19 protein-coding genes are annotated in these 24,281 nt (G+C 70.0%); 10 read left to right on the top strand and 9 right to left on the bottom strand.

Annotated features, from left to right (window positions below; all coding sequences use genetic code 11):
• The first annotated feature begins 32 nt into the window (after nt 1–32).
• The 4 genes from ACFFGY_RS11765 (at nt 33) to ACFFGY_RS11780 (ending at nt 8,538) form a co-directional block, all read left to right on the top strand.
• Nucleotides 33–2,654, top strand: a complete 2,622-nt coding sequence (locus tag ACFFGY_RS11765; RefSeq protein ID WP_377044690.1) for a tetratricopeptide repeat protein — start codon at nt 33–35, stop codon at nt 2,652–2,654.
• Nucleotides 2,655–2,975: 321 nt separating this feature from the next.
• Nucleotides 2,976–5,402 (top strand): tetratricopeptide repeat protein, encoded by a 2,427-nt coding sequence (locus ACFFGY_RS11770; protein WP_377044691.1) that lies wholly within the window; start codon nt 2,976–2,978, stop codon nt 5,400–5,402.
• Between the two features lies 1 nt (nt 5,403).
• The gene (locus ACFFGY_RS11775; RefSeq protein WP_377044692.1) at nt 5,404–6,297 is read left to right on the top strand and encodes a polysaccharide deacetylase family protein; all 894 of its coding nucleotides are present in this window, start codon (nt 5,404–5,406) and stop codon (nt 6,295–6,297) included.
• A gap of 96 nt (nt 6,298–6,393) precedes the next feature.
• On the top strand, nt 6,394–8,538 hold the full coding sequence (locus ACFFGY_RS11780) for a malate synthase G (protein WP_377044693.1): 2,145 nt from the start codon (nt 6,394–6,396) through the stop codon (nt 8,536–8,538).
• 30 nt (nt 8,539–8,568) lie between these two features.
• Here the strand turns inward: ACFFGY_RS11780 and ACFFGY_RS11785 are convergent, their stop codons facing one another.
• Complete coding sequence (locus tag ACFFGY_RS11785; RefSeq protein WP_377044694.1) at nt 8,569–9,588, bottom strand: YncE family protein; 1,020 nt, start codon at nt 9,586–9,588, stop codon at nt 8,569–8,571.
• Nucleotides 9,589–9,845: 257 nt separating this feature from the next.
• Here ACFFGY_RS11785 and ACFFGY_RS11790 point away from each other — a divergent pair, with 257 nt between their 5' ends.
• Complete coding sequence (locus ACFFGY_RS11790; RefSeq protein WP_377044695.1) at nt 9,846–10,748, top strand: bestrophin family protein; 903 nt, start codon at nt 9,846–9,848, stop codon at nt 10,746–10,748.
• A gap of 10 nt (nt 10,749–10,758) precedes the next feature.
• Here the strand turns inward: ACFFGY_RS11790 and cysE are convergent, their stop codons facing one another.
• The 3 genes from cysE to ACFFGY_RS11805 are packed head-to-tail and all read right to left on the bottom strand — an operon-like array spanning nt 10,759 to nt 13,054.
• A complete protein-coding gene (gene cysE / locus ACFFGY_RS11795; protein ID WP_377044696.1) occupies nt 10,759–11,391 on the bottom strand; it encodes a serine O-acetyltransferase in 633 nt (210 codons plus the stop codon).
• Nucleotides 11,392–11,397: 6 nt separating this feature from the next.
• On the bottom strand, nt 11,398–12,417 hold the full coding sequence (locus ACFFGY_RS11800; protein WP_377044697.1) for a cysteine synthase A: 1,020 nt from the start codon (nt 12,415–12,417) through the stop codon (nt 11,398–11,400).
• Nucleotides 12,418–12,421: 4 nt separating this feature from the next.
• A complete protein-coding gene (locus ACFFGY_RS11805) occupies nt 12,422–13,054 on the bottom strand; it encodes a peroxiredoxin (protein WP_377044698.1) in 633 nt (210 codons plus the stop codon).
• Between the two features lie 263 nt (nt 13,055–13,317).
• Here ACFFGY_RS11805 and ACFFGY_RS11810 point away from each other — a divergent pair, with 263 nt between their 5' ends.
• Together ACFFGY_RS11810 and ACFFGY_RS11815 are read left to right on the top strand one after the other, a co-directional pair.
• The gene (locus ACFFGY_RS11810; protein WP_377044699.1) at nt 13,318–14,106 is read left to right on the top strand and encodes a hypothetical protein; all 789 of its coding nucleotides are present in this window, start codon (nt 13,318–13,320) and stop codon (nt 14,104–14,106) included.
• Between the two features lies 1 nt (nt 14,107).
• Nucleotides 14,108–15,214, top strand: a complete 1,107-nt coding sequence (locus ACFFGY_RS11815; RefSeq protein WP_377044700.1) for an alpha/beta fold hydrolase — start codon at nt 14,108–14,110, stop codon at nt 15,212–15,214.
• 128 nt (nt 15,215–15,342) lie between these two features.
• Here ACFFGY_RS11815 and ACFFGY_RS11820 read toward each other — a convergent pair whose 3' ends face one another.
• Both ACFFGY_RS11820 and ACFFGY_RS11825 read right to left on the bottom strand, forming a co-directional pair.
• Nucleotides 15,343–16,080 carry an NUDIX domain-containing protein gene (locus ACFFGY_RS11820; protein ID WP_377044701.1) on the bottom strand — a complete coding sequence of 246 codons (738 nt, stop codon included), beginning with the start codon at nt 16,078–16,080 and terminating at the stop codon, nt 15,343–15,345.
• Entirely contained in the window at nt 16,077–16,766 is a 690-nt protein-coding gene (locus tag ACFFGY_RS11825; protein ID WP_377044702.1) for an MBL fold metallo-hydrolase, read from the bottom strand. The genes ACFFGY_RS11820 and ACFFGY_RS11825 overlap by 4 nt, the downstream gene beginning before the upstream one ends.
• Before the next feature lie 239 nt (nt 16,767–17,005).
• On the opposite strand from ACFFGY_RS11825, the gene ACFFGY_RS11830 reads away from it, so the two are divergent.
• Entirely contained in the window at nt 17,006–17,707 is a 702-nt protein-coding gene (locus ACFFGY_RS11830) for a GntR family transcriptional regulator (RefSeq protein ID WP_377044703.1), read from the top strand.
• Entirely contained in the window at nt 17,707–18,627 is a 921-nt protein-coding gene (locus tag ACFFGY_RS11835) for a dihydrodipicolinate synthase family protein (RefSeq protein WP_377044704.1), read from the top strand. Before ACFFGY_RS11830 ends, ACFFGY_RS11835 begins: the two co-directional genes overlap by 1 nt.
• A gap of 57 nt (nt 18,628–18,684) precedes the next feature.
• Here the strand turns inward: ACFFGY_RS11835 and ACFFGY_RS11840 are convergent, their stop codons facing one another.
• The gene (locus ACFFGY_RS11840; RefSeq protein ID WP_377044705.1) at nt 18,685–20,256 is read right to left on the bottom strand and encodes a carboxylesterase/lipase family protein; all 1,572 of its coding nucleotides are present in this window, start codon (nt 20,254–20,256) and stop codon (nt 18,685–18,687) included.
• A 255-nt stretch (nt 20,257–20,511) separates the two neighbouring features.
• Nucleotides 20,512–22,776 carry a CDC48 family AAA ATPase gene (locus tag ACFFGY_RS11845; protein ID WP_377044706.1) on the bottom strand — a complete coding sequence of 755 codons (2,265 nt, stop codon included), beginning with the start codon at nt 22,774–22,776 and terminating at the stop codon, nt 20,512–20,514.
• Nucleotides 22,777–23,012: 236 nt separating this feature from the next.
• On the opposite strand from ACFFGY_RS11845, the gene ACFFGY_RS11850 reads away from it, so the two are divergent.
• The gene (locus ACFFGY_RS11850; protein ID WP_377044707.1) at nt 23,013–23,354 is read left to right on the top strand and encodes a hypothetical protein; all 342 of its coding nucleotides are present in this window, start codon (nt 23,013–23,015) and stop codon (nt 23,352–23,354) included.
• Nucleotides 23,355–23,411: 57 nt separating this feature from the next.
• On the opposite strand, the gene ACFFGY_RS11855 is transcribed toward ACFFGY_RS11850, so the two are convergent.
• Nucleotides 23,412–24,143: an SDR family NAD(P)-dependent oxidoreductase gene (locus tag ACFFGY_RS11855; RefSeq protein WP_377044708.1), complete on the bottom strand. Its 732-nt coding sequence runs from the start codon at nt 24,141–24,143 to the stop codon at nt 23,412–23,414.
• Nucleotides 24,144–24,281 lie beyond the last annotated feature (138 nt).

The raw sequence follows: 24,281 nt of genomic DNA on the forward strand, positions 1-24,281 counted from the left end.
GCCCCCGCCCGTCCCGACGACGAAGGAAGCACGTGCAAACATCGACGACCTCGCCCGACTGGCAAAGCGCCCTCAACACCGCCCGCGCCCGCCGTAGCGCGAACGACGTGGATGGCGCCGTGCAGGCTGCACGGGAAGGTCTGGCTCTGCAGCCCGGACAGCCGGCCCTGGTTGAATTGCTGGCGCAGATGCTGCAGGGGCGGCCGGACACGCAGGCCGAGGCACTGGAGCTCTGGCAAGGCCGATTGGCCGCGGAGCCCGGCGCGACCCGCGCCCGGGTGGAGGCCGCGCACCTGCTGACCCGTTTCGGGCGGCTGCGGGAGGTGGAAGCACTGTTGGCCGAAGCCGAGGCGCTGGAGCCTGGGAACCTGCGCTGGGCGGAATGGCGCGCGGGCACGATCCAGCGTCAGCCCGAGCGGCTGGAGGAGGCGCGAAATGCCTGGGAAGCGGTGGTGGCCCGCTTCCCCGACGCGGTCCGGGGTTATCAGGGCCTTGGCCTGACGCTGCGCGCCCTGAAGCGGCCAAAGTCAGCGCGCGACGTAGTCGAGGAAGGGCTGCGGCACTGTTCCGGCGATCCCCGGCTGGCGTTGCTGCGGGCGCAACTGCTGGATGTGCTGGAGCCCGCCAGCGAGGAGCGGATCGACGCCTGGACGGCGGTCGTGGCCGCACTGCCAGAGGAGGTGGCGGCGCAGATCGGCTTCTGCACCGCGCTCGCGGATTTTGAGCGGATCCCCGAGGCCGAGGCCGCGTATGGCGTGGCCGCCGCGGCGTTTCCGCAGAACGAGCGCCTGCCGCTCGGCCACGCACAGCTGCTGACGCGACTGTTTCGCCTCGATGAGGCCCTGGCGCTTTGCGAGGGCTTCCTTGACCGGGCGGAGCGGGCGGACAGCACCGTCTGGCACATGACGCACGTCCTGAGCCGGCTGCAGCGCATCGACGCGCTGGAGCGGCTGCTGGAGCGGCCGGCTGCCCGCAACCTGCCCAACGCGGCGGTTCTGGAGCAGAGGGTGGCAAGGCTGCGCGCGCAGTTCGATGCAAGCCGCGCGCGGTGGAACCGGGCACGGGCCCAGGCGCCGGAGCAAACCGTCCAGGCCATCGCCTTCCGCTTTGCCGACGCGCGGGATCATGGCGCGTCACAATACGGCTCGCTGCTCGCGCTGGAGGAAGCGCCCGGGGAGCTGGAGCGGCTGCGACTCTGCCAGATCTGCTTCTCGACCTCGGGCGCCGAGTACGGCGAGGCGGCCGGCTATTTCGCACGCCGCATCACCGAGCTCTTTCCCGGCGACCTGCGCTCACATATCGACCTCGCCTTCTCGCTGATGACCCCGGCCACGATCCGCAGCAGCGAGGCCGTGCTGCGCGACATCCTGGACCGATTCCCCGGGCAGGCAGAAGCGGCGCTGCTGCTGCTGGGCCTGGTAGAGAACTCGCCCCGCACCGGGGAATACGACGCGCTCCTGCAGCGGATCACGGTGGCGGAGCGTGGCGCCTTCCCGCGGGATTTCGTGACGCAGTGCGAGGTACGCGTTTACGCCCGCTCCGTGCTTCGCGGCGGGCCGGTGCTCGCGCCGGAGCGCGCGATCCCGTCCTGGCCGGCGATCGAGCGGCGCTTCCCGGCGGCACCTCTGGCCATGGAGCTGATCGCGGCCGCCATACCGGCCGCGCCAGCCGTGCGACGCGAGAAGCCGCGGGTGGCGATCTGCGCCGCGGGGCAGCTGCGCGGCTACGAGACCGCCTGGCCCGCCCTGATCGAGAAGCTGGCGGGTCCGCTGGAGGCCGACCTGTTCCTCAGCACCTGGGACAAGGTCGGCACCAGCCACGGTGCCATCAACTCCATCGCGCGGCTGGTATCCCCGGCCTTCTTCGAAGCCTTGCCGCCGGTGCAGCGGCGGGCGAGCGAGTTCCTCGCGACCTTCCGCAACACCGCGGCACTGTTCTCACGCGACGAGACCGTTTCGGCCGAGGCGCTGCGCGAGCAGCTCGGCCTCACCGGCGTCGAGGTCGAGGACGGCGACAGTTTCACCGCGCGCCTGGAGGAGCTCGGGATCGACGATCGCGGGCGTAATCCCTGTCGTATGGTGTACCGTAACTGGCGCTGCGACGCGCTGATGCGCGAGCACGTCGCCCACACCGGCAAGCCCTACGACATCGTGGTCCGCACGCGGCCGGACCTGTTGCTGAACCACATCGACCTCGACGCCGTGCGGGCCACCGCCGCGCAACCGGATCGGGTGCTGGCGCCGCGTTTCCGCTCTGTGGTGCTGGATGACCAGTTCGCCGTGGGGCACGACTCGGCCATGCAGATCTATGCCGGTATCTGGCCGCTGGTGGAGCGCAACCGTGGCACTTGGTACATGCCCAATATGGGCGATGTCTGGAGCGAGCGGCTGCTGCGGCAGCACCTTCTCACCTTTGGCGTCTCGATCAGCGAAACGCGGTCGTTGCAGAAGGAGCTGTGCCAGCGCCTGCCGCACTGGAGTGACTTCACCGACGCTCTGCTGGAAGACATCTCCCCAGCACCGGCCACCTTCGCCGACACGCTGCGCGCGCTGCAGGCCGACCTAGATGCGCGCGCCGCAGCGTCTGCCGCGGCGGAAAAGCCGATGATCGACGATCGGCGCGGGAGGGTTGTTCGGCTGTTGGACAGTCCGTGACAAGGCACCGAGTGACCGGGAAGCAAGTATCCCAGCGAATGGAGCAGGCATCCCTGGGGTGAAATCATCGGCCGAACCCGCGCTGCCTTCTCGCCTGTACCATCATCCTGACCACAGGGTGCCCGCCGCCGTGCCGCGTCACGAGGCCCGAGGCCCGAGGCCCGAGGCCCGAGGCCCGACGGGCAGCCGCCGGCGCTTCGCCATGGCAAGGCATGGACGTCTTGCGGCGCAACCGGGCCAGCGAAAGACGGCAGGGAGCCTTGAGGGCGGGAGCACTTGTGGTGCAATCCTTGGCCATGTTCTGCCTGATGGAGGGATTTGGTGACTGAACTCGCATCTCCGTCCGCTCTTCAGGCCTTGCTCAAAGAGATCGACCGATCCGCATCGTCGCAAGATTGGGCCAGGGCGGAGCTAGTGGTGCAGGACGCACTCGCTCGCTTTCCGGAGGAGTTTGGCATTCTTGATCGCCGCGCGGCGCTGCTCGCGCGACAGCAAGGTCGGGAAACAGAGGCACTCGAAGCTGCATCAAAGATGCGTGAGCTGTATCCACATGATCAACGCGGCTGGGTACTCGCCCTCGATGTACTGTCGCGTTGCGGCCGGTGGTCCGAATGTCATGAGCTCGCGGAAGCGGCCCTGGCGAAGTTCCCCGGCAGCCCGCATGCCGCCCTGCGGCTCGCGCAGTCGGTTGATGCCGTGGCCCGCCGGGACGAAGTGCGCCGTTTAGAGGCCTGGACCTATGCTGCCGAGATACCCGGTGGATTCGAGGCCGCAGTGCTGGGGAGAAGCGCTGCTCAGATCGACTTCGAACGGGTCGATGACGCCCGCGCGACATTCGAGGAAGCCCTGCGGCGTTTTCCCGGGAGCGATCTCACCTACTCTTCCTACCTGAAGTTCCTCATGGATGAGTACGAGCTTGATGAAGCCATCGAGCTCACTAGGAGGGCGATGGGGGAGGCTGAGCATCTTCCCCGCACCCTGCCGGCAACCCTGAACCTGCTTCTGACTCTCCACCGTTACGACGGGGTTTCCGATCTGTTCGGCAGCAAAGCCTTCCAGAATCATCCGGACGCCCAGGCGCTCCGGTCACGCTTCGAAGCCAGCAGAACAGCATGGCAGGCCGCCTCGAGCCGGTGGGAGGAAAGCGCCGGCCGCAGTGCTGAGTTCAACGTGACGGTTGATCAGGTGCGCGGCCTCACCCGCTCCAACGATCATCTCACGGCAACCGAGGCTGCTCTCAGGCTGATCCGGGAACATCGCGGCAACCCGATGGCCTGGCAGGTCTGCTTCGACACATTCCGACGGGCGGGCGGACACTATGCCGCACTTTCCGGCTACTTCTGCCTCACGGCCACGCGGCTGTTCCCCGACGACGTCGACAGCCACTTCAAGCTGGCCTGCATGCTGATCCACCCGGTGAAGACGCGCAGGGCGGAAACCCTGCTCCACTGGGTGGTCGGGAGAACGCCGAACGCCTCGGCTGCGGGCGCGGTGGCAATCCTGCTTTGCCTGCTGGAAAGCACGGGACGAGCTTCGGAAGCCCGCGAACTGCTCCAGCGGGTTGTCGGCGGCGATCCCTCCTCGTACCCGGCGGATTTCATTCAGTTCTGCCAGCTGCGGCAAAGAAGCCAGGCTCTCCTGGCGGGTGCGGAAGCCGACAAGCTGGCGTTGCCGGAGGGCTTGATCGAGACGTTCCCTTCCGTCGCCCTCATGACGGACAAACTGGTCACTCTGGGGAAACGGCGGAACTTCACCTCCGGCCGCTCGGTCCCGCGGGTCGCCTTGTGCCTGTCCGGGCAGCTGCGCGGGTACCGTTCAGCCTGGCCGAGCATCAAGCGCATGATCGTGGAGCCGTTGGGTGCCGACGTGTTCGTCAGCACCTGGGATACTCTTGGAACGAGCCTGGGCGCGCCGGGCCTCGTCGACCGCTTTCTTCCAGTGGAATTCCAGGCGGCGCTCCCGCCGATGCTGCGGCGGGGTGAGGTCTTCCCGGATGTCTTCCCGTCCCTGTTCCGTCTGCTGACCACGGACAAAGCGGTGACGTCCGAAGAACTGAGCAGCAGCCTGGGTCTGGCAGTCTGCGAAACGGAAGATCCGGCGGGCTTCAACGAGGTTCTGCCGCGCCTCGCGGTACCCAGAGGGGGCTGGAATGCCTGCCGTATGGTGTACAAGATCTGGCGGGCCGACGCGTTGATGCGGCATTACGCCGAAGCGCAGGGCTTCGAGTACGACATCGTCATCAGGCTGCGCCCGGACATGCAGCTCTTCAACTTCGACCTCGGCGTCGTGGATGCCTGCCTGCTTGACAACAGGACGATCGCGACGCGGCCCGCCAAGGCGTCAGGCCTGGACGATCAGATGGCCGTCGGCAGCTGGGACGCGATGCACATCTACGCCCAGGTCTGGCCCCACATCGAGAGCAGCGGCACCAACGAGTATCTTCCCTGGTTCCGCGGTGCCGCCAGCGAAAGCCTCATACGCAATCACCTGATGGCCTACGGACTGTCGCTGCATTCGTCCGCGGGCTTCTCCTGGAAGCTGTGCCAGAGGCAGCTCGAGTGGCAGGATTTCATGGATGCCGCGCTCGATGATGCCAGGACCGCAGGCCCAAACAGGACAAGCATCTTACAAGGGCTCCAATTCTACGCTTCAAGTCTCCAGGCGAAGCGGGAAGCGGTGTGCCAGGACGACCTCCGGCGCTACACCGGAATGATCAACCAGCAGTTGGACGCAGAAGGAGTACGCTAGCATGGAGACCAACCAGAAACCCTGGGAATGGCCCGAGCCCACTTGGCGTGAGATCACCGGCCGCGCCCGCGCCGGCCGCTCGCTCGCGCCCAAGTCCTGGCCACACGGCGCCCGCTGCTGCGTGGCGCTCAGCTTCGACGCGGACCACGACACCATTCCGCTGCGCGACGGCGACCAGAGCCCGATGCGCATCAGCCAGGGCCAGTACGGCAACCGCCAGGGCGTGCCGCGCATCCGCCGGCTGCTGGAGCGGCACGGCATCCAGGCCTCCTTCTTCTACCCGGCCGTGTCCGCGCTGCTCTACCCGGACGAGGTGCGCGCCGTGGTGGCCGAGGGGCACGAGATCGGCATCCACTCCTGGATCCACGAGGCCAACACGCAGCTTCCCCCGGGCGTGGAGCGCGAGCTGACGATGCGCGCCGCCGACACGCTGGAACAGGTCAGCGGCAAGCGGCCGGTGGGGATGCGCACGGCGTCGTGGGACTTCTCGGTCGACACCATGAACATCATCCGGGAAATGAAGCTGCTCTACGACAGCTCCCTGATGGCCGATGACGACCCCTACGAGATCGTGGCCGATGGCGAGGCGACCGGCATCGTCGAGCTGCCGGTGGAGTGGATCAAGGACGACGCGCCCTACTTCAACTTCCAGCGCTTCTCCGGCCTGCGGCCCTACACCCCCCCTTCGGGCGTGGAGGAGATCTTCCGGGCCGAGTTCGACGGCGCATACCGCGAGAACGGGCTGTTCCTGCTGACGATGCACCCGCACATCACCGGCCATCGCTCGCGCATCGCCCTGCTGGAGCGGCTGATCGAGTACATGCGCGGCCACGAGGGCGTCTGCTTCATGACGCACGAGCAGGTGGCGCGTTACTGCCTCGAACAGGCGAAGTAAGCTTCACCGGGCCGGGCCTTCGCGCCCGGCCCGCCCTTTGCCGCGAGGGTATGGCAGGACTATCTCTCGCCGGACGCGCGACAAGGATATCCGCCCATGGCTCCCTCCCCCGCCCTTCAGGTCGATCCGGCTCTCGTTCGCTTCGTGGCCGAGGAAGCCCTGCCCGGCACCGGTGTCACGCCCGACGCCTTCTGGGCGGGGATGGAGGCGATCCTGCGCGACCTCGCGCCGCGCAACGCCCTGCTGCTGCGCCATCGTGACGCGCTGCAGGCGCGGATCGACGCCTGGCACCGGGAGAACCCTGCCCGGCCGATCGACCTCGCCGCCTATACCGGTTTCCTGCGGGAGATCGGCTACCTGCTCGACCCGCCGGGCGAGGTCACGCTCGCCACGGACGGCGTGGATCCGGAAATCGCGACCATGGCCGGGCCGCAGCTCGTGGTGCCGGTGAACAACGCCCGCTACGCCCTCAACGCCGCCAACGCGCGCTGGGGCAGCCTTTACGACGCGCTCTACGGCACCGACGCCATTCCGCAGGAGGGTGCCCCGGCCAGGGGCTACGACCCGGCGCGCGGCGCGAAGGTGATCGCGCGTGCGCGGGAGGCGCTGGACGAGGCGGCGCCGCTCGCGCAGGGGAGCCACGCGGAGGCGCAGGGCTACGCGGTGGAGGCCGGGGCGCTGGCGGTGCGGCTGCCGGGTGGCGGCACCACGGCGCTGCGCGACCCGGCGCAGTTCGTGGGCTACGAGGGCGAGGCCGCGTCACCGCGTTCGGTGCTGCTGCGCCGCAACGGGCTGCATCTCGACATCCGCTTCGACCGTGCCAGCGAGATCGGCCGGAACGACGCGGCGGGGATCAGCGACCTGATCCTCGAGAGCGCGGTGAGCACCATCATGGATGCCGAGGACTCCGTGGCGGCGGTGGATGCCGAGGACAAGGTCGGCGTGTACCGCAACTGGCTCGGCCTGATGCGCGGCGACCTCCAGGCGAGCTTCGAGAAGAACGGCCGCACGGTGACGCGCCGGCTGAACGGGGACCGCACCTGGACGGCGCCGGGCGGCGGCACCGTGACGCTGCCGGGCCGCTCGCTGATGCTGGTGCGCAATGTCGGCCACCACATGATGACCGACGCGGTGACCCTCGATGGCGAGGTCGTGCCCGAAACGGTCCTCGACGCGATGGTGACCGCGGCGATCGCGATCCACGACCTCAAGGGAGCGCGCATGAACTCGCGCGCCGGGTCGGTCTACATCGTCAAGCCCAAGATGCACGGGCCCGAGGAAGTGGCCTGGGCGGTGGAGCTGTTCGGGCGCGTGGAAGACGTGCTCGGCCTCGCGCGCAATACGCTCAAGATGGGCATCATGGACGAGGAGCGGCGCACCACCGTGAACCTGCGCCGCTGCATCGCGGCGGCACGCGAGCGGGTGGTGTTCATCAACACCGGCTTCCTCGACCGCACCGGCGACGAGATCCACACCTCCATGGAAGCCGGCGCCATGGTGCGCAAGAACGACATGAAGGCGCAGCCCTGGATTGCGGCCTACGAGGCGCAAAACGTCGAGGCCGGGCTGGAATGCGGCCTCGCCGGGCGGGCGCAGATCGGCAAGGGCATGTGGGCGGCGCCCGACGCGATGGCCGACATGCTCGTGCAGAAGATCGGCCATCCGCGCGCCGGCGCCAGCACCGCCTGGGTCCCCTCGCCCACCGCGGCCACGCTGCACGCGCTGCATTACCATCAGGTCGACGTGGCGGAGCGGCAGCGCGAGATCGCGGGTGGCGCGGCGAAGGGTGACCTGGCGGCGATCCTGACGGTGCCGCTGGCCGCCGACACCAACTGGCCGCCCGAGGCCGTACAGGCGGAGCTCGACAACAACGCGCAGGGCATCCTGGGCTACGTGGTGCGCTGGGTGGACCAGGGGGTCGGCTGCTCCAAGGTGCCCGACATCCACGATGTCGGGCTGATGGAGGACCGCGCGACGCTGCGCATCTCGGCGCAGCACATCGCCAACTGGCTGCGCCACGGCGTGGTGACGGAAGCGCAGGTGGAGGAAACGCTGCGCCGGATGGCGGGCGTGGTGGACCGGCAGAACGCGGGTGACCCGCTCTATCGCGCCATGGCGCCGGGCTTCGACGGGCCGGCGTTCCGCGCGGCGCGGGCGCTGGTGCTGGAGGGCACGACGCAGCCCAACGGCTATACCGAGTTCATCCTCCACGCCCATCGCCGCGAGGCCAAGGCGGCCTGAGCCGCCCGCCCCCTGCCCGCGGCGCGGCGTTCAGCCGGCGGCGGGCAGCCAGCGCGTCACGTCGGCGCCGGCACCGGTCTTGAACCGCCGCTCGACGCGCTGCGTCTCCAGGTCCACGGTCAGGACCTCGTCCGAGGCGAGCGAGATGAAGGCGCGCGCTGCCGTCGGGTGCAGCGAGGCGCCGGCCGGCTTGGCGCCGAGCTTCATCGTCCAGATGTTGCTCATGTCGGGCTTGAGCAGCGAGGCGCTCTCCCCCGCCAGGTTCAGCAACAGCAGCCGCCCGTCCGCCATGGCGTAAAGCCGCACCGGGTCGCCGCCGACCTCGCGCGTGGCGCGGACCTTCAGCGTGTCGGCGTCGAGCATGGTGACGGAACCGCTGCGACGATTGCCGACGTAGAGGGTCTTCTCGTCCGGGCTCAGGCAGTTGCCTTCCGGAAAGGTGCCGACGCGCGTGACCACCGGCGCCACCGAGGCGTCGCGCGGGCGGATCAGGCTCACGGTGTTGCTCAGCAGCCCGGTCACCCAGGCGCGCTCGCCGTCGCGGCTGAGCGAGAAGAGGTGCGTCTTGATACCGCCGGTGTTTGCCGCGGCCGAGGGCTGTTTCGCGCCGACCGGATCGTCGAAGGAGACGAGGACGCCCTTTTCCTCGCTCAGCACCGTCAGGCGGCCTTTCTCGTCCAGGCCGATGCCGTGGAGGCGGTTGAAGGGCGCGCATTCAAGGGAATGCACCACCCGGCGTTCCAGGAGGTCCACCACCACCACGTCGGTGCCGCCCTCGCCCACCTTGTCGGAGGATTCGAGGCCGTAATGCGCCACGAAGGCGTGGCGGTTCGCCCGGTCCACCACGAATTCGTGCGGGAACTGCGGCAGCGCCACCTCGGCGCGGCGGTCGCCCGTGTCGGGATCGAGGAAGACCAGCTTGCTGGCCACCTTCTCCACCAGCAGCAGCGTGTCGCCACCGCTCGCCACGGTGGTCTGTGCCGCGGCGCCGCGCGAAACGCCCTCGGCGGCCAGGGACAGAGTTGGAAGCAGAAGAGTGCCGAGGGCCATGAGCGTGCTTCTCCGGGCGAGCATGGGTGGTGTCCTCACGTCTGGCGTTAAGACGCCTCCGGTTTCGCCGGGTTTCCGCCGGTAACAGCCGGCTGGCTGATCCAACCTGCCCGCCTATGTTGCGTTGCGGTAATTCCCTGTCCATGCGCCGCGCGGCGTGGGTGGCGGGCTTCCTTTTCTGCACAGACCGGAACCACGCCCATTCAGCCGATCCGAACCAACGAACAATCCGCCCGCAGTCTCCCGGGCGGTGGCGCATGATCGTTCCAAGGAATGCCCAGCTGGGCCGCATGGTGCGGTCGCTGGGATGGCCGCTGGCGCTGTTCCTCGTGTGGGATTTCGCGGTGGTGGTGTCCTACGTCACGCTGCACCACGACCTGCGCCTTTACCTGCCGGTGCTGCCGCTGAGCCTGCTGGGCTCGGCGCTGGTGCTGTTCCTGGGTTTCCGCAACAACAGCGCCTATGCCCGCTGGTGGGAAGCGCGCACGCTCTGGGGTGCGACGGTGAATGCGTCGCGCTCCTTCGGGCGCCAGGTGCTGAGCTTCATCCCCGACACGCCCGCGACGGTGCCCTTCAAGCGTGAGGTCGTGCAGCGGCAGATCGCCTATGTCCACGCGCTGCGCTGCGCGCTGCGCCGGCAGGATTGCTGGGACGAGATCGGCCGGCACGTCCCCGGCGACGAGCTGACGCGATTGAAGGGCATGAACAACCTGCCCAACGCGATCCTGGCGATCGCGGCCTCGCGCCTGGCCCATGCGCGGGCGCAGGGCTGGATCGACAGCATCCAGCAGACACGGCTGGAAGCCACCATGGTCGACCTGAGCAACGCGCAGGGCGGGATGGAGCGCATCAAGAACACGCCGCTGCCGCGCCAGTACACCTTCTTTCCGCGCTTCTTCGTGCACGTCTTCTGCGTGCTGCTGCCGGTCGGGCTGGTGGAAAGCCTGGGCTTCTACACCCCGCTCGCCTCCTTCGTGGTGGGCTTCATGCTGCTGGCGATCGAGCAGATCGGCGACGACATCCAGGACCCGTTCGAGAACACGGTGAACGACGTGCCGCTGACGGCGATCTGCCGCACCATCGAGATCGACCTGCTGCAGTCCATCGGCGACATGAACACGCCGCCCCCGGCCAGGCCCGAGCACGACGTGCTGTGGTGAGGCGGGCGCCTCAGGCGCGGCGGCTGAGCTGGGCGCGGAGGAGGTCGAGGTCCTCGCGCAGCGCGGCGATCTCGTCGGCTACCGGATCGGGCGCCCCGCGCGCGATGCCGTAGCCCAGCGAGGGGCCAACCGCCTCGGGATGTTCGGGCGGCCGCGCCGGGATGCCCACCACGGTTAGCCCGGGCGGAACCTCGGACACCACCACGGCATTGGCGCCGACCCGCGCGCCCAGGCCCACCACGATCGGCCCCAGCACCTGCGCGCCGGCGCCGATCACCGCGCCATCGCGGATGGTGGGATGCCGCTTGCCGGGCCGCATGGTCAGGCCGCCCAGCGTGACGTTGTGGTAGATCAGCACGTCGTCGCCGATCTCGGCCGTTTCCCCGATCACGGTGCCCAGCCCGTGATCGATGAAGAGCCGTCGGCCGATGCGCGCGCCGGGATGGATCTCGATGCCGGTCAGCCAGCGCGACAGGTGCGACACGCAGCGCCCCGCGGTGCGGAAGCCGCGCCGCCACAGCCCGTGCGCCAGGCGGTGCCACAGCACCGCGTGGAGCCCGGCGTAGCACAGGATCGCCTCCAGCTGGCCCGGCCGCGCCGGGTCACGCGCACGGATCGAACGGACGAGTTCGAACAGCTCCACCGCGGCTCAGCCGTCGAGCCAGCTCGGCACCGGCAGGCCCTTGGAGCGCAGGAACTCCGGGTTGAACAGCTTGCTCTGATACCGCGCGCCGCTGTCGCACAGGATCGTCACCACGGTGTTGCCCGGCCCCATCTCGCGCGCCACGCGGATCGCGGCGGCGACGTTGATGCCGGCGCTGCCGCCGATGCTCAGACCCTCGTCGCGCAGCAGCTCGAACACCTCACGCAGCGCCTCGTCATCGGGGATCTGCACCGCGTCGTCGATCGGCGCGCCTTCAAGGTTGCCGGGCACGCGCGCGGCCTGCCCGATGCCCTCGGTGACGGAACCGCCCTCGGCCTTGAGCGTGCCGGTCTTGACCCAGGAATACAGCGCCGAGCCCATCGGGTCGGCCAGCACGGTCCGCACCGCCGGGTTGCGCGACTTCAGCGCCCGCGCGATGCCCGCGAAGGTGCCGCCCGTTCCGGCCGAGCAGGTGAAGGCGTGGATGCGGCCGTCCAGCTCTTCCCAGATCTCGGGACCGGTGGTGCGCTCATGCTCGGCACCGTTGGCGAGGTTGTCGAACTGGTTGGCCCAGACCGTCGGACCTTCCTTCGACAACTCCTCCGCCACGCGACGGGAATAGTGCACGTAGTTGCCGGGATCGCTGTAGGGCTTGGCCGGGATCAGCCGCAGGTCGGCGCCGATCATGCGCAGGAAGTCGATCTTCTCGCGGCTCTGGGTTTCCGGCATCACCACGACGCTGCGCCAGCCGCGCGCGTTGGCGGCCAGCGTCAGGCCGATGCCGGTGTTGCCGGCCGTGCCTTCCACCACCGTGCCCGGCTGGAAGGGCACGAGCTGCCCGCGGTTCACCGCGTCGCCCAGGATGCCCAACGCGGCACGGTCCTTCACGCTGCCGCCGGGGTTCATGAACTCGGCCTTGCCGAAGATGTCGCAGCCCGTCATCTCGGAGGCGCGCTTGAGGCGGATCAGCGGGGTGCGGCCGACCGCACCCCAGAAGCCGTCCACCGGACCAGGATGAAGCGTCACGCCGTCAGTCCTTCGCGAGTTCGACCCAGCGGAGATAAGGCCGCTCGGTGGTGAAGCCTTGCGGGAACAGTTCCTTCGCCTGCTCGTCGCTCAGCGACGGGGCCACGATCACCTTCTCGCCCGGGCGCCAGTTCACCGGCGTCGCGACCTTGTGCTTGTCGGTGGTCTGCAGGCTGTCGATCACGCGCAACACCTCGTCGAAGTTGCGGCCCGCACTGGGCGGGTAGACCAGCATCAGGCGGATCTTCTTGTTGGGGTCCACCACGAAGACGGTGCGCACCGTCACCGACGGATCGGCCTCGGGATGGATCATGCCGTACAGGTTGGCGACGGTGCGGTCCGGGTCCGAGATCATCGGGAAGTTCACCGGCATGCCCTGCGTCGCGGCAATGTCGGCGTCCCAGCCGGCATGGTGCTCCAAGGTATCGACCGACAGGCCAATGGCCTTAACGTTGCGGCGGTCGAACTCGGGCTTGAGGCGCGCCGTCATGCCGAGTTCGGTGGTGCAGACCGGCGTGTAGTCCTTCGGATGGCTGAACAGCACGCCCCAGCTGTTGCCCAGCCATTCGTGGAAGCGAATACGGCCTTCGGTGGTTTCGGCCTCGAAATCGGGCGCCACCTGTCCCAGTTGCAGCATCGCGGGTGTTCCCTGTTCCGTTGAACCGTGCGGCCCGCATGTGGGCACGCGGGCCCGCCCGCCACAACTCCCCCCGCCCGGCGCCCAGCGCCTCCTTTGCGTCACGCCGCCGAGAGCCACGTTGCGCCCGGTGGCAGCGGCTGGTGGCTGGTGGCTGGTGGCGGCACACGGGCCCGGCGCCTTGATGGTTTCCGGCGGCGCGGCGTAGAATCGGACACTTCGCGCCGGGCCCGTCCGGCCGTTGTTCCGGACATCCTCCCAGCGTGCAGAGTTCCCGGTTTCCCGCTTGGCGGCTGCCCATCCTCGTCGGCCTGCTGCTGGCGATGGGCCAAGGCGTGGCCCCCAGCGTGGCCTGGGCCGACGAGCCCGACGATCTCGACATGGGCTTTCCCACCACCCTAACCGACCCGGTGGTGGAGGAGCCCGGCAGCGTCGAGCTGCAGACCGCCGCGCAGTACGACCGGCGGCACCGGCACGACACCTTCCTGCTGACGCCGCAGATCCAGGTGGGTGCGGCGCGCAACCTGCAGCTGACGCTGGGCGTGCCCTACACGGTGGGCTCGGGCCAGGATGCCAACCAGGGCGACCTCGACCTCAGCGCCCTGTACCGGCTGAACGAGGAAACACGGCTGCTGCCATCCTTTGGCCTGCAGCTGGACGCCACCAGCCCGATCGGTCCCGGCGACCGTTCCACCGAGGTGCAGCTCACCGGCATCGCCATGCGCACGGTCGATCCGCAGGGGCGCAAGCGGGTTCACCTGAACCTCACCTGGATGCACCGCTTCGACCCGGACATGACGGAACGGGCGGAGCGGTATCGCGCGGTCGTGGGCTACAGCCAGTTGCTGGCGCAGGACTGGGCCCTCGTGCTGGACGCCCTGCACCAGAGCGAGGAACGGCACGAGCACGACAGCAACATCCTGGAGGCCGGCTTGCGCTACCGCGTCAACGACGACGTGGTGGTGGGGCTGGGCGGCGGCCGCGGCTTCGGGCACGACGCCACCCACGCGCGGGTGCTGCTGAGCCTGCAGATCACGCTGCATGACGGCTGAGATGCGGCGCCGTCTCCTCGCGCTGCTGCTGGCGGTGCTGGCAGCGCTTCCGGCGCAAGCGCAGGACCGGGATGTCGGTGCCACGCCATCGGCGCAGGCGGCCTACGAGTCGCTGTTCTCCGCCGCGACGCTCGGACCCGCCTCGCGGGGGCCGAGCGCGGTGCTGGGCTGGACGCAGGGCTATCGCGGCACCGTTCCCAACGCCGCCTTCGCCATCGCCGTGGCGCCGAACGGCGGCAGTATCTGGCGCTTCGTGTCCGGCCAGCCCACGCCCGAGGCGGCGCGCGACGCGGCGCTGGCGGGATGCCGCGAAGCGCAGGGCCGATCCTTGCCCGGGGTCGAGTGCCGCATCCTGGCGCTGAACGGCGCCGTGGACGGCCACCCCGTGCTGCAACCGGCGGAGGCGCGCGTCGGGCCGCTGCGTGCCAGCCCCCTTCACGAGTATCACGGGCCGCACGCCGCCGCAGGCGTCATCGTCTACAGCCACGGCTACGGCGGCCCCGCGGCGGACAACCGCGGCAACCCGACGCCGGCCTGGCTGTCGGCCTTCAACGACCTGGGCTGGGACGTGTTCCGCTTCGACCGCGCGCCTGGCGGCGACGACCTGTTCCGCGCCGTGGCCGCGCTGAAGGAGGCGGTGCCGCAGCTGCATGCCATGGGCTACCGACAGGTGGTGCTGGCGGGCCAGTCGCGCGGCGGCTGGCAGTCGCTGCTCGCAGGGGCCGAGCTGCCGGCGGAGGCGGTGTCGGCGGTGATCGCCACCGCGCCGGCCGCGCACGGCACCACCGACGCCACGCATGCCGGCGCGCGGGAAGACTGGGAGCGGCTGCTGGCCGAGCTGCCGCGCGGGCGGCTCCGCGTGGCGGTGGGGCTGTTCGACCGCGACCCCTTCGACCCGGACCCCGACTGGCGGGCGGAGCGGCTGGCGGAGATCGGGCAGGAACGTGGGGCACCGACCCTGGCGCTGCGCCCGTCGCGCGGGCGCATCGAAGGGCATGGCGGGGCCGGAAACCTCGCCTTCACAGGCCTCTACACCGGCTGCTTCCTGGCGCTGGTGCTCTCGCCGCAGCCGCCCGAGGGCCTGCGCCAGGACCCCTGCCCGCGCTGAGCCGCCCTCAGGGCCGCCGACACGCCGGTCGCGAACGAGCCGCCCGTGGAGTCGCCAGCTGGGCAATGGCCGGGCGGCGGATGCCGGCTGGAGCCTTCGTGTTCGAGCGCCGCCGCGAGGATGACCGGTCAGAGCATCCCCTTGAGCCGCAGCAGCGCAAAGGCCGAGATCGTCGACTGGTCGTCGATCACGCCGTCGCGGATCATCCGCTCCACCTCCGCCAGCGGGATGGCGCGGGTCACCAGGTCCTGCTCCTCCGGCTCCAGCGCGGCCTGACCGGGGCGCAGGCCGCGCGCCAGGAAGACGTGGTTCGCCTGGGTGCAGAAGCCGTAGGCGAGGAAGAGCCGCCCGGCATAGTGCATCTCCGCCGCCTCGAGCCCGGTTTCCTCGCGCAGCTCGGCGCGCGCCAGCACCAGCGGGTCGGTGCCGGGCCGGGTCTCCCACATGCCCTGCACGAACTCCCATGCGCGGCGGCGGACCGGGTAGCGATACTGCTCGATCATGTGGAGCATCCCGTCCTCGATCGCCGCCACGGTGGCGAAGTCGGTCTTCTCCACCACGCCGAACAGGCCGGGCGAGCCGTCGCGGCGGCGCACCGTGTCCTCGCGCAGCCGCATCCAGCGATTCTCGTAGATCAGACGGCTGCCGGTGGTGGTGATGTCGTGGTCGCCCTCGCCCTGGAGCGAGGTACTGGACGAGGTACCGGATGATGCACCCGACAGGGCCGCGGCGGCCGAGGCGCCGGACGGCGCGCCGCCTGACGGCGAGGTGCCGCTGCGTCCGGTCTGGTCGGCCCGTGGCTCATCCCGTGGAGGAGCCGTTGACCCGTTCCGCCCAGGCTCCGATGGCCCGGAGCCGCTGCTCATCCGGCGGCGCCGTCGCCGGCATAGGGGTTGGTGCGCCGCTCCTCGCCCAGCGTGCCGCCGGCGCCGTGGCCGCACAGGAAGGGCATGTCGTCACCCAGCGGAAACAGCTTCTCGCGGATGACGCGGATCAGCCCCGGCCCGTCGCCGTAAGGAAAATCGGTGCGCCCCACGGAGCCCTTGAACAACACGTCGCCCACGATCGCGAGCGAGCCGTCCTCGGCATGGAACACGACGTGGCCGGGCGTGTGGCCCGGGCAGTGCAGCACGCCGAAGCGGCGACCGGCGATCTCCACCGTGTCGCCCTCGTTCAGCCAGCGGCCCGGCGTGACCGGGCGGCCGACGAAGCCGTACTGCGCCGTCGACTTCGCCAGCCCGTCGAGCAGGAAGCGGTCGGCCTCGTGCGGGCCTTCCACGGGGATGCGCAGCGTTTCGCTCAGCTCCGCCGCGCCGGCGGCGTGGTCCAGGTGGCCGTGGGTCAGCAGGATTTTCTCCGCCGTGACGCCAAGCTCCTCGAGCGCCTGCAGCACCGCGCTGGCCTCGCCCGGATCGACCACGGTGCCGCGCATGGTGCGCTCGTCCCACAGCAGCAGGCAGTTCTGCCGGAAGGGCGTGACCGGCACGACGGCGCCGCGCAGCGGCGAGGTGTCGTCCGGCGGACTCGCCTGCGGAGGGACGGTGGAAGCCATGGCCCTTTGGGTCCTTACCAGGTGGCTGTCGCGCGGTGCCGGCGTCCGGCGCCGTGAGAAGGGCGACACGAGCTGTCTCGCCATCTCCCGCATCGCACAACACGGGGGTTCCCGCCAATCCCGCCCCTCGTCGCGGCACATGGTGCTTGCGGGATGCGGCAGGACGTGGGGAAATCACTCCCGAGCAACGCGACACTCTGTTGTTGCGAGAAGCACTGCAACCTGATATTTCAGCGCTCGTGCTTGCCTCCGCTCTCCTGCCCCTGTCGGACACCGAAACCGCCTCGTTGTCGGACCGTGTCTATGGCCGGCTCCGCGACGCGATCATCGCGGGTTCGCTCGTGCCCAGGGCGCGGGTGTCGGAGCGGATGCTGGCGGGCGTTCTCGGCGTGTCTGCCGCCCCGGTGCGCGAGGCGCTGCGGCGGCTGGAAAGCGAGGGGCTGGTGATCACCCTGCCCCGCCGCGGCACGCTGGTGGCGGATTTCGGGCCCGAGCAGCTGGAAAAGATGGGCCGCATCCGCGTGGCGCTGGAAGGCACCGCTGCCGCCTTCGCCGCGCGGCAGGCCACGCCCGAACATATCGAGGCGCTGACCGCGCAGCTGGCCGTGATGCGCGAGGCCACCGAGGCCGGCGACGCGGAAGCCCTGGCCCAGGCCAACGAGCGCTTCCACGACATGATCCATGAGATCGCCGATAACGCCTTCCTGGAGCAGATGCTGCGCTCGCTGCGCGGCTACGACCGGGTGGGACGCCGCCGCATCCTGGCGGCACCGGGCGAGCTGAAGCTGGCGCTGCAGGAACATGCGGCGCTGGTGGAAGCGCTGCGGGAGCGCGACGGGGAAGAGGCCGAGGCGCGGATGCGCGCGCACGCCTTGCGATCACTGCAACAAGCATTCTGGGCGCCGTTCGATGCGCCCGGACACGGAGGGAAACTCGCCTGATGGACAAGGAAAAGCTGGCCGCTGCACTGCGCGGCATCTCGGGGATCCTGGTGACGCCCTACGACCGTGAGGGCAACATCAACCCGCAGGCGCTCCGGCCGATCATCGATCGCGCCACGGCGGCCGGCGTACACGGCCTGACGGTGAACGGCAACACCAGCGAGTTCTACAGCCTGTCGCTGGCCGAGGCCGAGCGCATGCAGGCCGAGGTTCCCGCGATGGTGAACGGCCGCGCCGCGGTGATCGCGGGCATCGGCCGCTCGCTCGTGGAAGCCAAGCAGCTGGCGCGCGGTGCCAAGAAGGCCGGCGCCGACGTGCTGATGGTGCACCAGCCCCCCGACCCCTTCTGTGCCCCGCGCGGCGTGAAGGCCTATCTCGAGGGCGTGGCCGAGGCCGGCGAGCTGCCGATCATCCTCTACCTGCGCAACGATAGCATGGGCATCGAGCGCATCGTCGAGCTGGCCAGCCTGCCCGGCGTGGTCGGCGTGAAGTGGGCGACGCAGAACCCGCTGCTGCTCGCGCAGGCGATCCGCCGCACGCGCCACCTCGGCGTGAACTGGGTCTGCGGCCTGGCCGAGCCCTGGGCGCCCCCGATGTACGGCGTGGGCGCGCGCGGCTTCACCTCGGGCCTGATCAACGTTCTGCCGGAGCGTTCGGTGGCGATCCACAAGGCGCTGGAAGCCGGCGACTACAGCAGCGCCAACGCCGCGATCGAGGAGATCGACCCCTTCGAGGTGCTGCGCGCGCAGGAACTCGGCGGCGCCAACGTGTCGGTGGTCAAGGCCGCGCTGAACCTGATGGGCCAGGAGGTCGGCCCCGCCCGTCCGCCGGCGGCCTGGCCGCTCACGGCCGAGGCGCAGGCGACGCTGGAAAAGCTGCTCGCCGGCTGGGGTATCCTGGGCGGCCGCAAGGCGGCCTGAACCGCCTCCGTCACGGCGGCGCGGCGCCCGGGGATGAACCCGGGGCGCCGCGCGCCCTCAGAACTGCTTTTCAGCCAGCAACACGGCCTTGTTCGGGGCGATCACCTCCACCATCCGGGTTTCCGGTCCCAGCTCCAGAAGTCGCTGGTTGGTGCCGTTGAAGGCGTCCCAGGCCGGCAGGCCGTCGCCGTTGGGGTTGCCGGTGCGGGCGAAGTTCACCCAATAGGCCGACATCGCCTTGGACAGCTCGGTGTCGAGCGAGGTCCAGGGCCGGTCGAGGCGGGCCTGGTTGCCGAAGACGTAGGGCAGCTCGCTGGAATGGAAGGCGCCGTACTGCGGGTACTGCGGCCAGGGCGTCGGGCGGTTGAAGAAGTAGAGGTAGTTCGGCGAGTCCCCCGTGCTCGCGCGCATGTTGGCGAGCCAAGCGAGGCCGAAGCGCCGCTCGTCGCGCATCAGCGTGCGCTGCACCTCGTGCGCCTCATCATCCGAACTGGCCCCGTAGAGCGCGTTGAAGACGTCGGTCTGCAGCGGGTAGCTGCGCGCGCCGTACTGGCGCAGCTGGTCCACGCCCCAGCTGCCGTAATCCTTCTCGCTGCCGCGCTCGTCACGATTGGTGCCGGCGAGGATGGGAACGTCGTTCTGCGCATGCCTCAGGTAGATGGCGGACACGCGATCGGGCAGCAGCCTGCCGTCGATCACCGGCCCGCGGATCGGCTGCTTGTCCACCGACAGGCGGTTGATGTCGGCGGCGCTGGCGGAGCGTAGCGCGGCGAGGTCGTTGAAGCCCGCATCGTGCGCCCAGTCGGCACCGATCTTCTCGGCCTCGGCGCGCGGGAGGCCCACCATCTCGGTCGGTCGGGCGGGATAGTTGGTGATGGTGGTGCCGGGCGCGCTGTCCATGATGGCGCGCTGATAGAGGCCCTTGGCCAGCGGCGAGGCGTTGAGCACCATCACCGCCTGCGCCCCGGCGGACTGGCCCATGATCGTGACGTTGCCGGGGTCGCCGCCCAGCGCCGCGACGTTTTCCTTGATCCAGCGCAGCGCCGCGATCTGGTCGTACAGGGCGTAGTTGCCGGAGGAGCCCGACTCGGCGGAAAGCGCGGGATGCGCCAGCAGGCCGAACACGCCCAGCCGGTAGTTGACGGTCACGAAGACCACGCCCTGGTGGGAAATGTTCTCGCCGTCATAGACCGGGATGCTGCCCGAGCCTTCCGTGAAGCCGCCGCCGTGAAAGAACACGATCACCGGCAGCTTGCTGCCACCCGCGGGTGCCCAGGCGTTCAGGGTGAGGCAGTCCTCCGACATCGACCCGGTGTGGAGGTATTCCAGGGTCCAGGGCAGGCGGGGCCCGGTGACCTCCTTCTGCATGCAGCCGGCGCCGAACTGCGTGGCGGGCCGCACACCCTGCCAGGCGCTGACGGGCTGCGGTTCCCGCCAGCGCAGGGCACCGACCGGCGGCGCGGCGTAGGGGATGCCCTTCCAGCTCGCGGTGCTGCCGTCCTGGGACAGCGCCCCCTGCAGCTGACCGGAGGCGGTGCTGACGGGCGGAAGTTCCGCCGCGATGGCCGCCATGGGCGGCAGCAGGACCAGCCCGAACAGGGCGGCCCCCATGGCCAAGGCTTTGTGCATGATCGTTTCCCCTTCGCTGCTTCGGTCGCGCGATTCCCGCGAGAGTGCCTCGTTGGAGAAGGATGTGCGAGCTCTGCGCAATGATGTGGGGCGGAACAAGGATTGTGACGCGACGGCGCTGATCGGAGGAAGCGCCCAGCAACCCGCCGGCGGGTCCCGTCGCGCCGTCAGGAAAGCAGGGGGTTCCTGGCGGCTCAACTTGCACCGGGACGGCGGTGGTTCCGCCGTCCCGAAAGGCATTCACCCTGCGCTTCGTCAGCCCAGGTCGAAGCCGATGCGCGGCCGCTGCGTCAGCGGCCCCTGCTGCTTCAGGCTGCGGCGGAGCTGCTCGTATTCCTGCTCCATCTCCGGCGTCACCGAAGGCCGCGCCTCGCGCAGCGCCTGGTCGAACTGCGAGCGTCCGACCGCGGGGCTGTTGATGTCGCCGCGCAGGGCCAGCAGCCCCGCCCGCCGCACCACGTCGCCGAGGTCGGCACCGGTGTAGCCCTGGGTCCGGCGCGCCAGATCGTCCAGGTCGACGTCGTCGGCGATCGGCATGTCCCGGGTCTGGATGCCCAGGATGTGCCGCCGTCCCGCCTCGTCGGGCACCGGGACGTAGACCAGCTCGTCGAAGCGGCCGGGGCGCAGCAGCGCCGGGTCCAGCAGGTTCGGCCGGTTGGTGGCGCCGATGACGACCACGCTCTGCAGCTCCTCCAGCCCGTCCATCTCGGCCAGGATGGTGTTCACCACGCGCTCGGTGACCGCCGGTTCCCCCATCGAGCCGCCGCGCGCCGGAACGAGACTGTCGATCTCGTCGATGAAGATCACCGTCGGCGCGACCTGCCGGGCGCGGGCGAAGAGGCGGCTGACCTGCTGCTCGGACTCGCCGTACCACTTCGACAACAGGTCCGAGGACTTGGTGGCGATGAAGTTGGCGTTGGCCTCGCGCGCCACGGCCTTGGCCATCAGCGTCTTGCCGGTGCCGGGAGGGCCGAACAGCAGGAAGCCCTTGGCCGGGCGGATACCCAGCCGCCGGAAGGCCTCCGGGTTGCGCAGCGGCAGCTCGATACCGTCGCGCAGCTGCGTGCGGGTTTCCTCCAGGCCGCCGACATCCTCCCAGGTGGTGTTGGGCACCTGGATCATGATCTCGCGCAGCGCCGAAGGCTGGATCCGCTTGAGCGCGTTGTCGAAGTCCTGCCGGCACACGCGCATGCCCGCCAGCACCTCCGACGGGATGCCCTCGCGCAGGTTGATCTGCGGCAGCACGCGGCGCACCGCGTCCATCGCAGCCTCGCGCGCCAGCGCCGACATGTCGGCGCCGACGTAGCCGTAGGTGCTCTTCGCCAGGGCGTCGAGGTCGACATCCTCGGCCAGCGGCATGCCGCGGGTGTGGATCGCCAGCTGCGCGCGGCGGCCGGGCTCGTCCGGAACGCCGATCACGATCTCGCGGTCGAAGCGGCCGGGGCGACGCAGCGCCTCGTCGATCGCGTCCACGCGATTGGTGGCGGCGATCACCACGACGTTCTGCCGCGGCTCCAGCCCGTCCATCAGCGTCAGCAGCTGCGCCACGATGCGACGCTCCACCTCGCCGCGCGTCTCGTCGCGCTTGGGGGCGATGCTGTCGATCTCGTCGATGAAGATGATCGAGGGCGCCTTCTTGCCGGCTTCCTCGAAGATCTCGCGCAGGCGCTTCTCGCTCTCGCCGTACTGGCTGCCCATGATCTCGGGGCCGGCGATCGAGAAGAAGTTCGCCTCCGACTCGTTGGCGACGGCCTTGGCCAGCAGCGTCTTACCGGTGCCCGGCGGGCCATGCAGGATCACACCCTTCGGCGGATCGATCCCCAGACGCTGGAACAGCTCAGGATGGCGCAGCGGCAGTTCCACCATCTCGCGCACCTGTTCCACCGCGTTGCCCAACCCGCCGATGTCGTCATAGGTGACGTCGGCGCGGCGGACCTCCTTGGGCTCGCTGTACTGGGGCAGCAGCTCGAACTCGGTGTTGCCGTCCACGCGCACGATGCCCTTGGGCACCACGCTCACCACCACGAGGCGGATTTCCTGCAGGGCGTAGGTCTGCTGGTTGAAGAAGCGACGGAACGCCTCCTCCTCGCCGCCACCCTCGGGGCGCTGGTAGACCGAGGTGGACACCACGTCGCCCGACGACAGCGGCCGCCCCATGAACACCCGGCGCAAACCCTCCGCCGAGCCGCTCAGGCGCAGGTTCTTCTGCGCCGGCGCCAGCGTGACGTGGGTGGCGGTGCGAACCTGCGCCTTGCGGACCTCGATGCGCTCGCCGGCGGTGACGCCGGCATTGGCGCGGCCGAGGCCGTCCAGGCGGATGATTTCCAGGTCCTCGTCCTCGGGCGAGGGCGGGACGGCGATCACCGCCGTGTGCCGCTGCCCCACGACCTCCAGCACCTCGCCGGGCTGGATGCCCAACTCCCCCATCGCCTTGCGGCTGATGCGCGCCACACCCTTGCCGACATCGTCGGGCCGGGCATTGGCCACCTGCACCTGCGTGCTTCGAGCCTCTTCGGCCATTCTTCCTAACTCCGCTCGCCGCCCTTACGGCGCGGCACCGTCAGGGTCCGTCTCCGGACAGCACCCTGCTGGAGACCCAGATCGGAACACGGGGCGCCCGGCGCAAGTTTCCGCACGCAACCGGGATGTGCGGTGGAAACGCGGCAGCCCCGCACTGGAACAAGTGGCGAACAGGGATTATGTAGAGGGGGCGTTCACCTCCTGTTCCAAGTCACCCGATCGAGGGGAAACCTTCCATGGCCGGCAAACGTCCCGCGTCCCCCGACAAGGCCGCGCTCAGCAAGCTGGCGGACCTCGCCGGCAAGGGCGTCGCCCCCGACCGCGTCCGCCGCGAGGTCGAGAACATCGTCGCCGACTGGCGCTCCGGCCTGATCGGCTACGACGAGCGCCTAGCGCTGCGCGAGCGCCTGGAAGAAATGCGCGACCAGCTGAGCGAGGGCGTCGAAAGCGCCCAGGAGCAGGTGGACGAGCTCGACCAGGCCGAGAAGGCCGCCGTGACGCAGGGGCGCAAGTCGCTGGCGGCGCTGATCGCGGCGCGTGACGCGCTGGCGGCGGCGCACCGCTCGATCCTGATCTGAGGCGGAAGTTCCGGAGCGGGTCGTCCCTGCGAGGGTGATCCGCCGGGACTGGTTTCCTCAGGGCGGGATCACCTGCCCGTCCCAGGCCAGCACCGAGCCGCTCTGCTCCGGGCCTAAGCCACGGATCACCCGCAGCAGGCAGGCCGCCGCGTGATCCGGCGTGAAGAGCTTGCCCTCCGGCACGCCGCGCTGGAACGGCCGGCTGAGCGCGGTGTCGACCGTGCCGGGATGCAGGCCGACGCAGATCGCCTCCGGCCGGGTGCGGGCGAGCTCGATCGCCAGGTTGCGCAGGATCATGTTCAGCGCGGCCTTGGAGGCGCGGTAGCCGTGCCAGCCGCCCAGGCGGTTGTCGCCGATGCTGCCCACCCGCGCCGACAGGGCGGCGAAGACGCTGCGCCCTTCGCGCGGCAGCAGCGGCAGGAGGTGCTTGGCCACGAGCGCCGGGCCGACCGCGTTGATGCGGTAGGCGCGCAGCAGCGCCTCCGCGTCCAGGGCGCGGAAGCTCCGCTCCGGCTGCTCGTCCGGCACGGTTTGCAGCGTGCCCGTTGCGACGATCACCAGCCGCAATGGCTGCGCCAACCTCGCGAGGCGCGCGGCGGCCGCGGCGATGGATGCTTCGTCGGTTACGTCGACGGGGCCGCTCTCGGGACCTTCCGCCGCCCGGCGTGACAGCGCCTGGACGCTGCGGAAGCCACCCTCGGCCCGCAGGGCCGACACCAGTGCCGCGCCCAGGCCGCCAGCGGCCCCGACCACCACGGCGCAGCCCTGATCCGGCGGCGGCGGGCTCACGCCGGGTCGCGCCGGGTCGAGGTTTCAGGGCGCGCGGTCGGAGGCTCCGGCCTGAGCGCCTGGGGCGGTTCGTGGTGAAGCACGGCGGTTCCATCCTGCTGCCGGGGCTTAACGCCCCTCCCACTGCGGGCGTTACGG

The sequence above is a fragment of the Roseomonas elaeocarpi genome (assembly GCF_042433915.1).
In the GTDB taxonomy this organism is placed as follows: domain Bacteria; phylum Pseudomonadota; class Alphaproteobacteria; order Acetobacterales; family Acetobacteraceae; genus Roseomonas; species Roseomonas elaeocarpi.

Excerpts from the sequence above, each read along its gene's own strand:
- ACFFGY_RS11815 (WP_377044700.1), top strand. The coding sequence starts at position 14,108 with ATGCGGCGCCGTCTCCTCGCGCTGCTGCTGGCGGTGCTGGCAGCGCTT.
- ACFFGY_RS11850 (WP_377044707.1), top strand. The coding sequence starts at position 23,013 with ATGGCCGGCAAACGTCCCGCGTCCCCCGACAAGGCCGCGCTCAGCAAG.
- ACFFGY_RS11785 (WP_377044694.1), bottom strand. The coding sequence starts at position 9,588 with ATGGCCCTCGGCACTCTTCTGCTTCCAACTCTGTCCCTGGCCGCCGAG.
- ACFFGY_RS11805 (WP_377044698.1), bottom strand. The coding sequence starts at position 13,054 with ATGCTGCAACTGGGACAGGTGGCGCCCGATTTCGAGGCCGAAACCACC.
- ACFFGY_RS11790 (WP_377044695.1), top strand. The coding sequence starts at position 9,846 with ATGATCGTTCCAAGGAATGCCCAGCTGGGCCGCATGGTGCGGTCGCTG.
- ACFFGY_RS11835 (WP_377044704.1), top strand. The coding sequence starts at position 17,707 with ATGGACAAGGAAAAGCTGGCCGCTGCACTGCGCGGCATCTCGGGGATC.
- ACFFGY_RS11775 (WP_377044692.1), top strand. The coding sequence starts at position 5,404 with ATGGAGACCAACCAGAAACCCTGGGAATGGCCCGAGCCCACTTGGCGT.
- ACFFGY_RS11820 (WP_377044701.1), bottom strand. The coding sequence starts at position 16,080 with ATGAGCAGCGGCTCCGGGCCATCGGAGCCTGGGCGGAACGGGTCAACG.
- ACFFGY_RS11825 (WP_377044702.1), bottom strand. The coding sequence starts at position 16,766 with ATGGCTTCCACCGTCCCTCCGCAGGCGAGTCCGCCGGACGACACCTCG.
- ACFFGY_RS11780 (WP_377044693.1), top strand. The coding sequence starts at position 6,394 with ATGGCTCCCTCCCCCGCCCTTCAGGTCGATCCGGCTCTCGTTCGCTTC.
- ACFFGY_RS11845 (WP_377044706.1), bottom strand. The coding sequence starts at position 22,776 with ATGGCCGAAGAGGCTCGAAGCACGCAGGTGCAGGTGGCCAATGCCCGG.
- ACFFGY_RS11840 (WP_377044705.1), bottom strand. The coding sequence starts at position 20,256 with ATGCACAAAGCCTTGGCCATGGGGGCCGCCCTGTTCGGGCTGGTCCTG.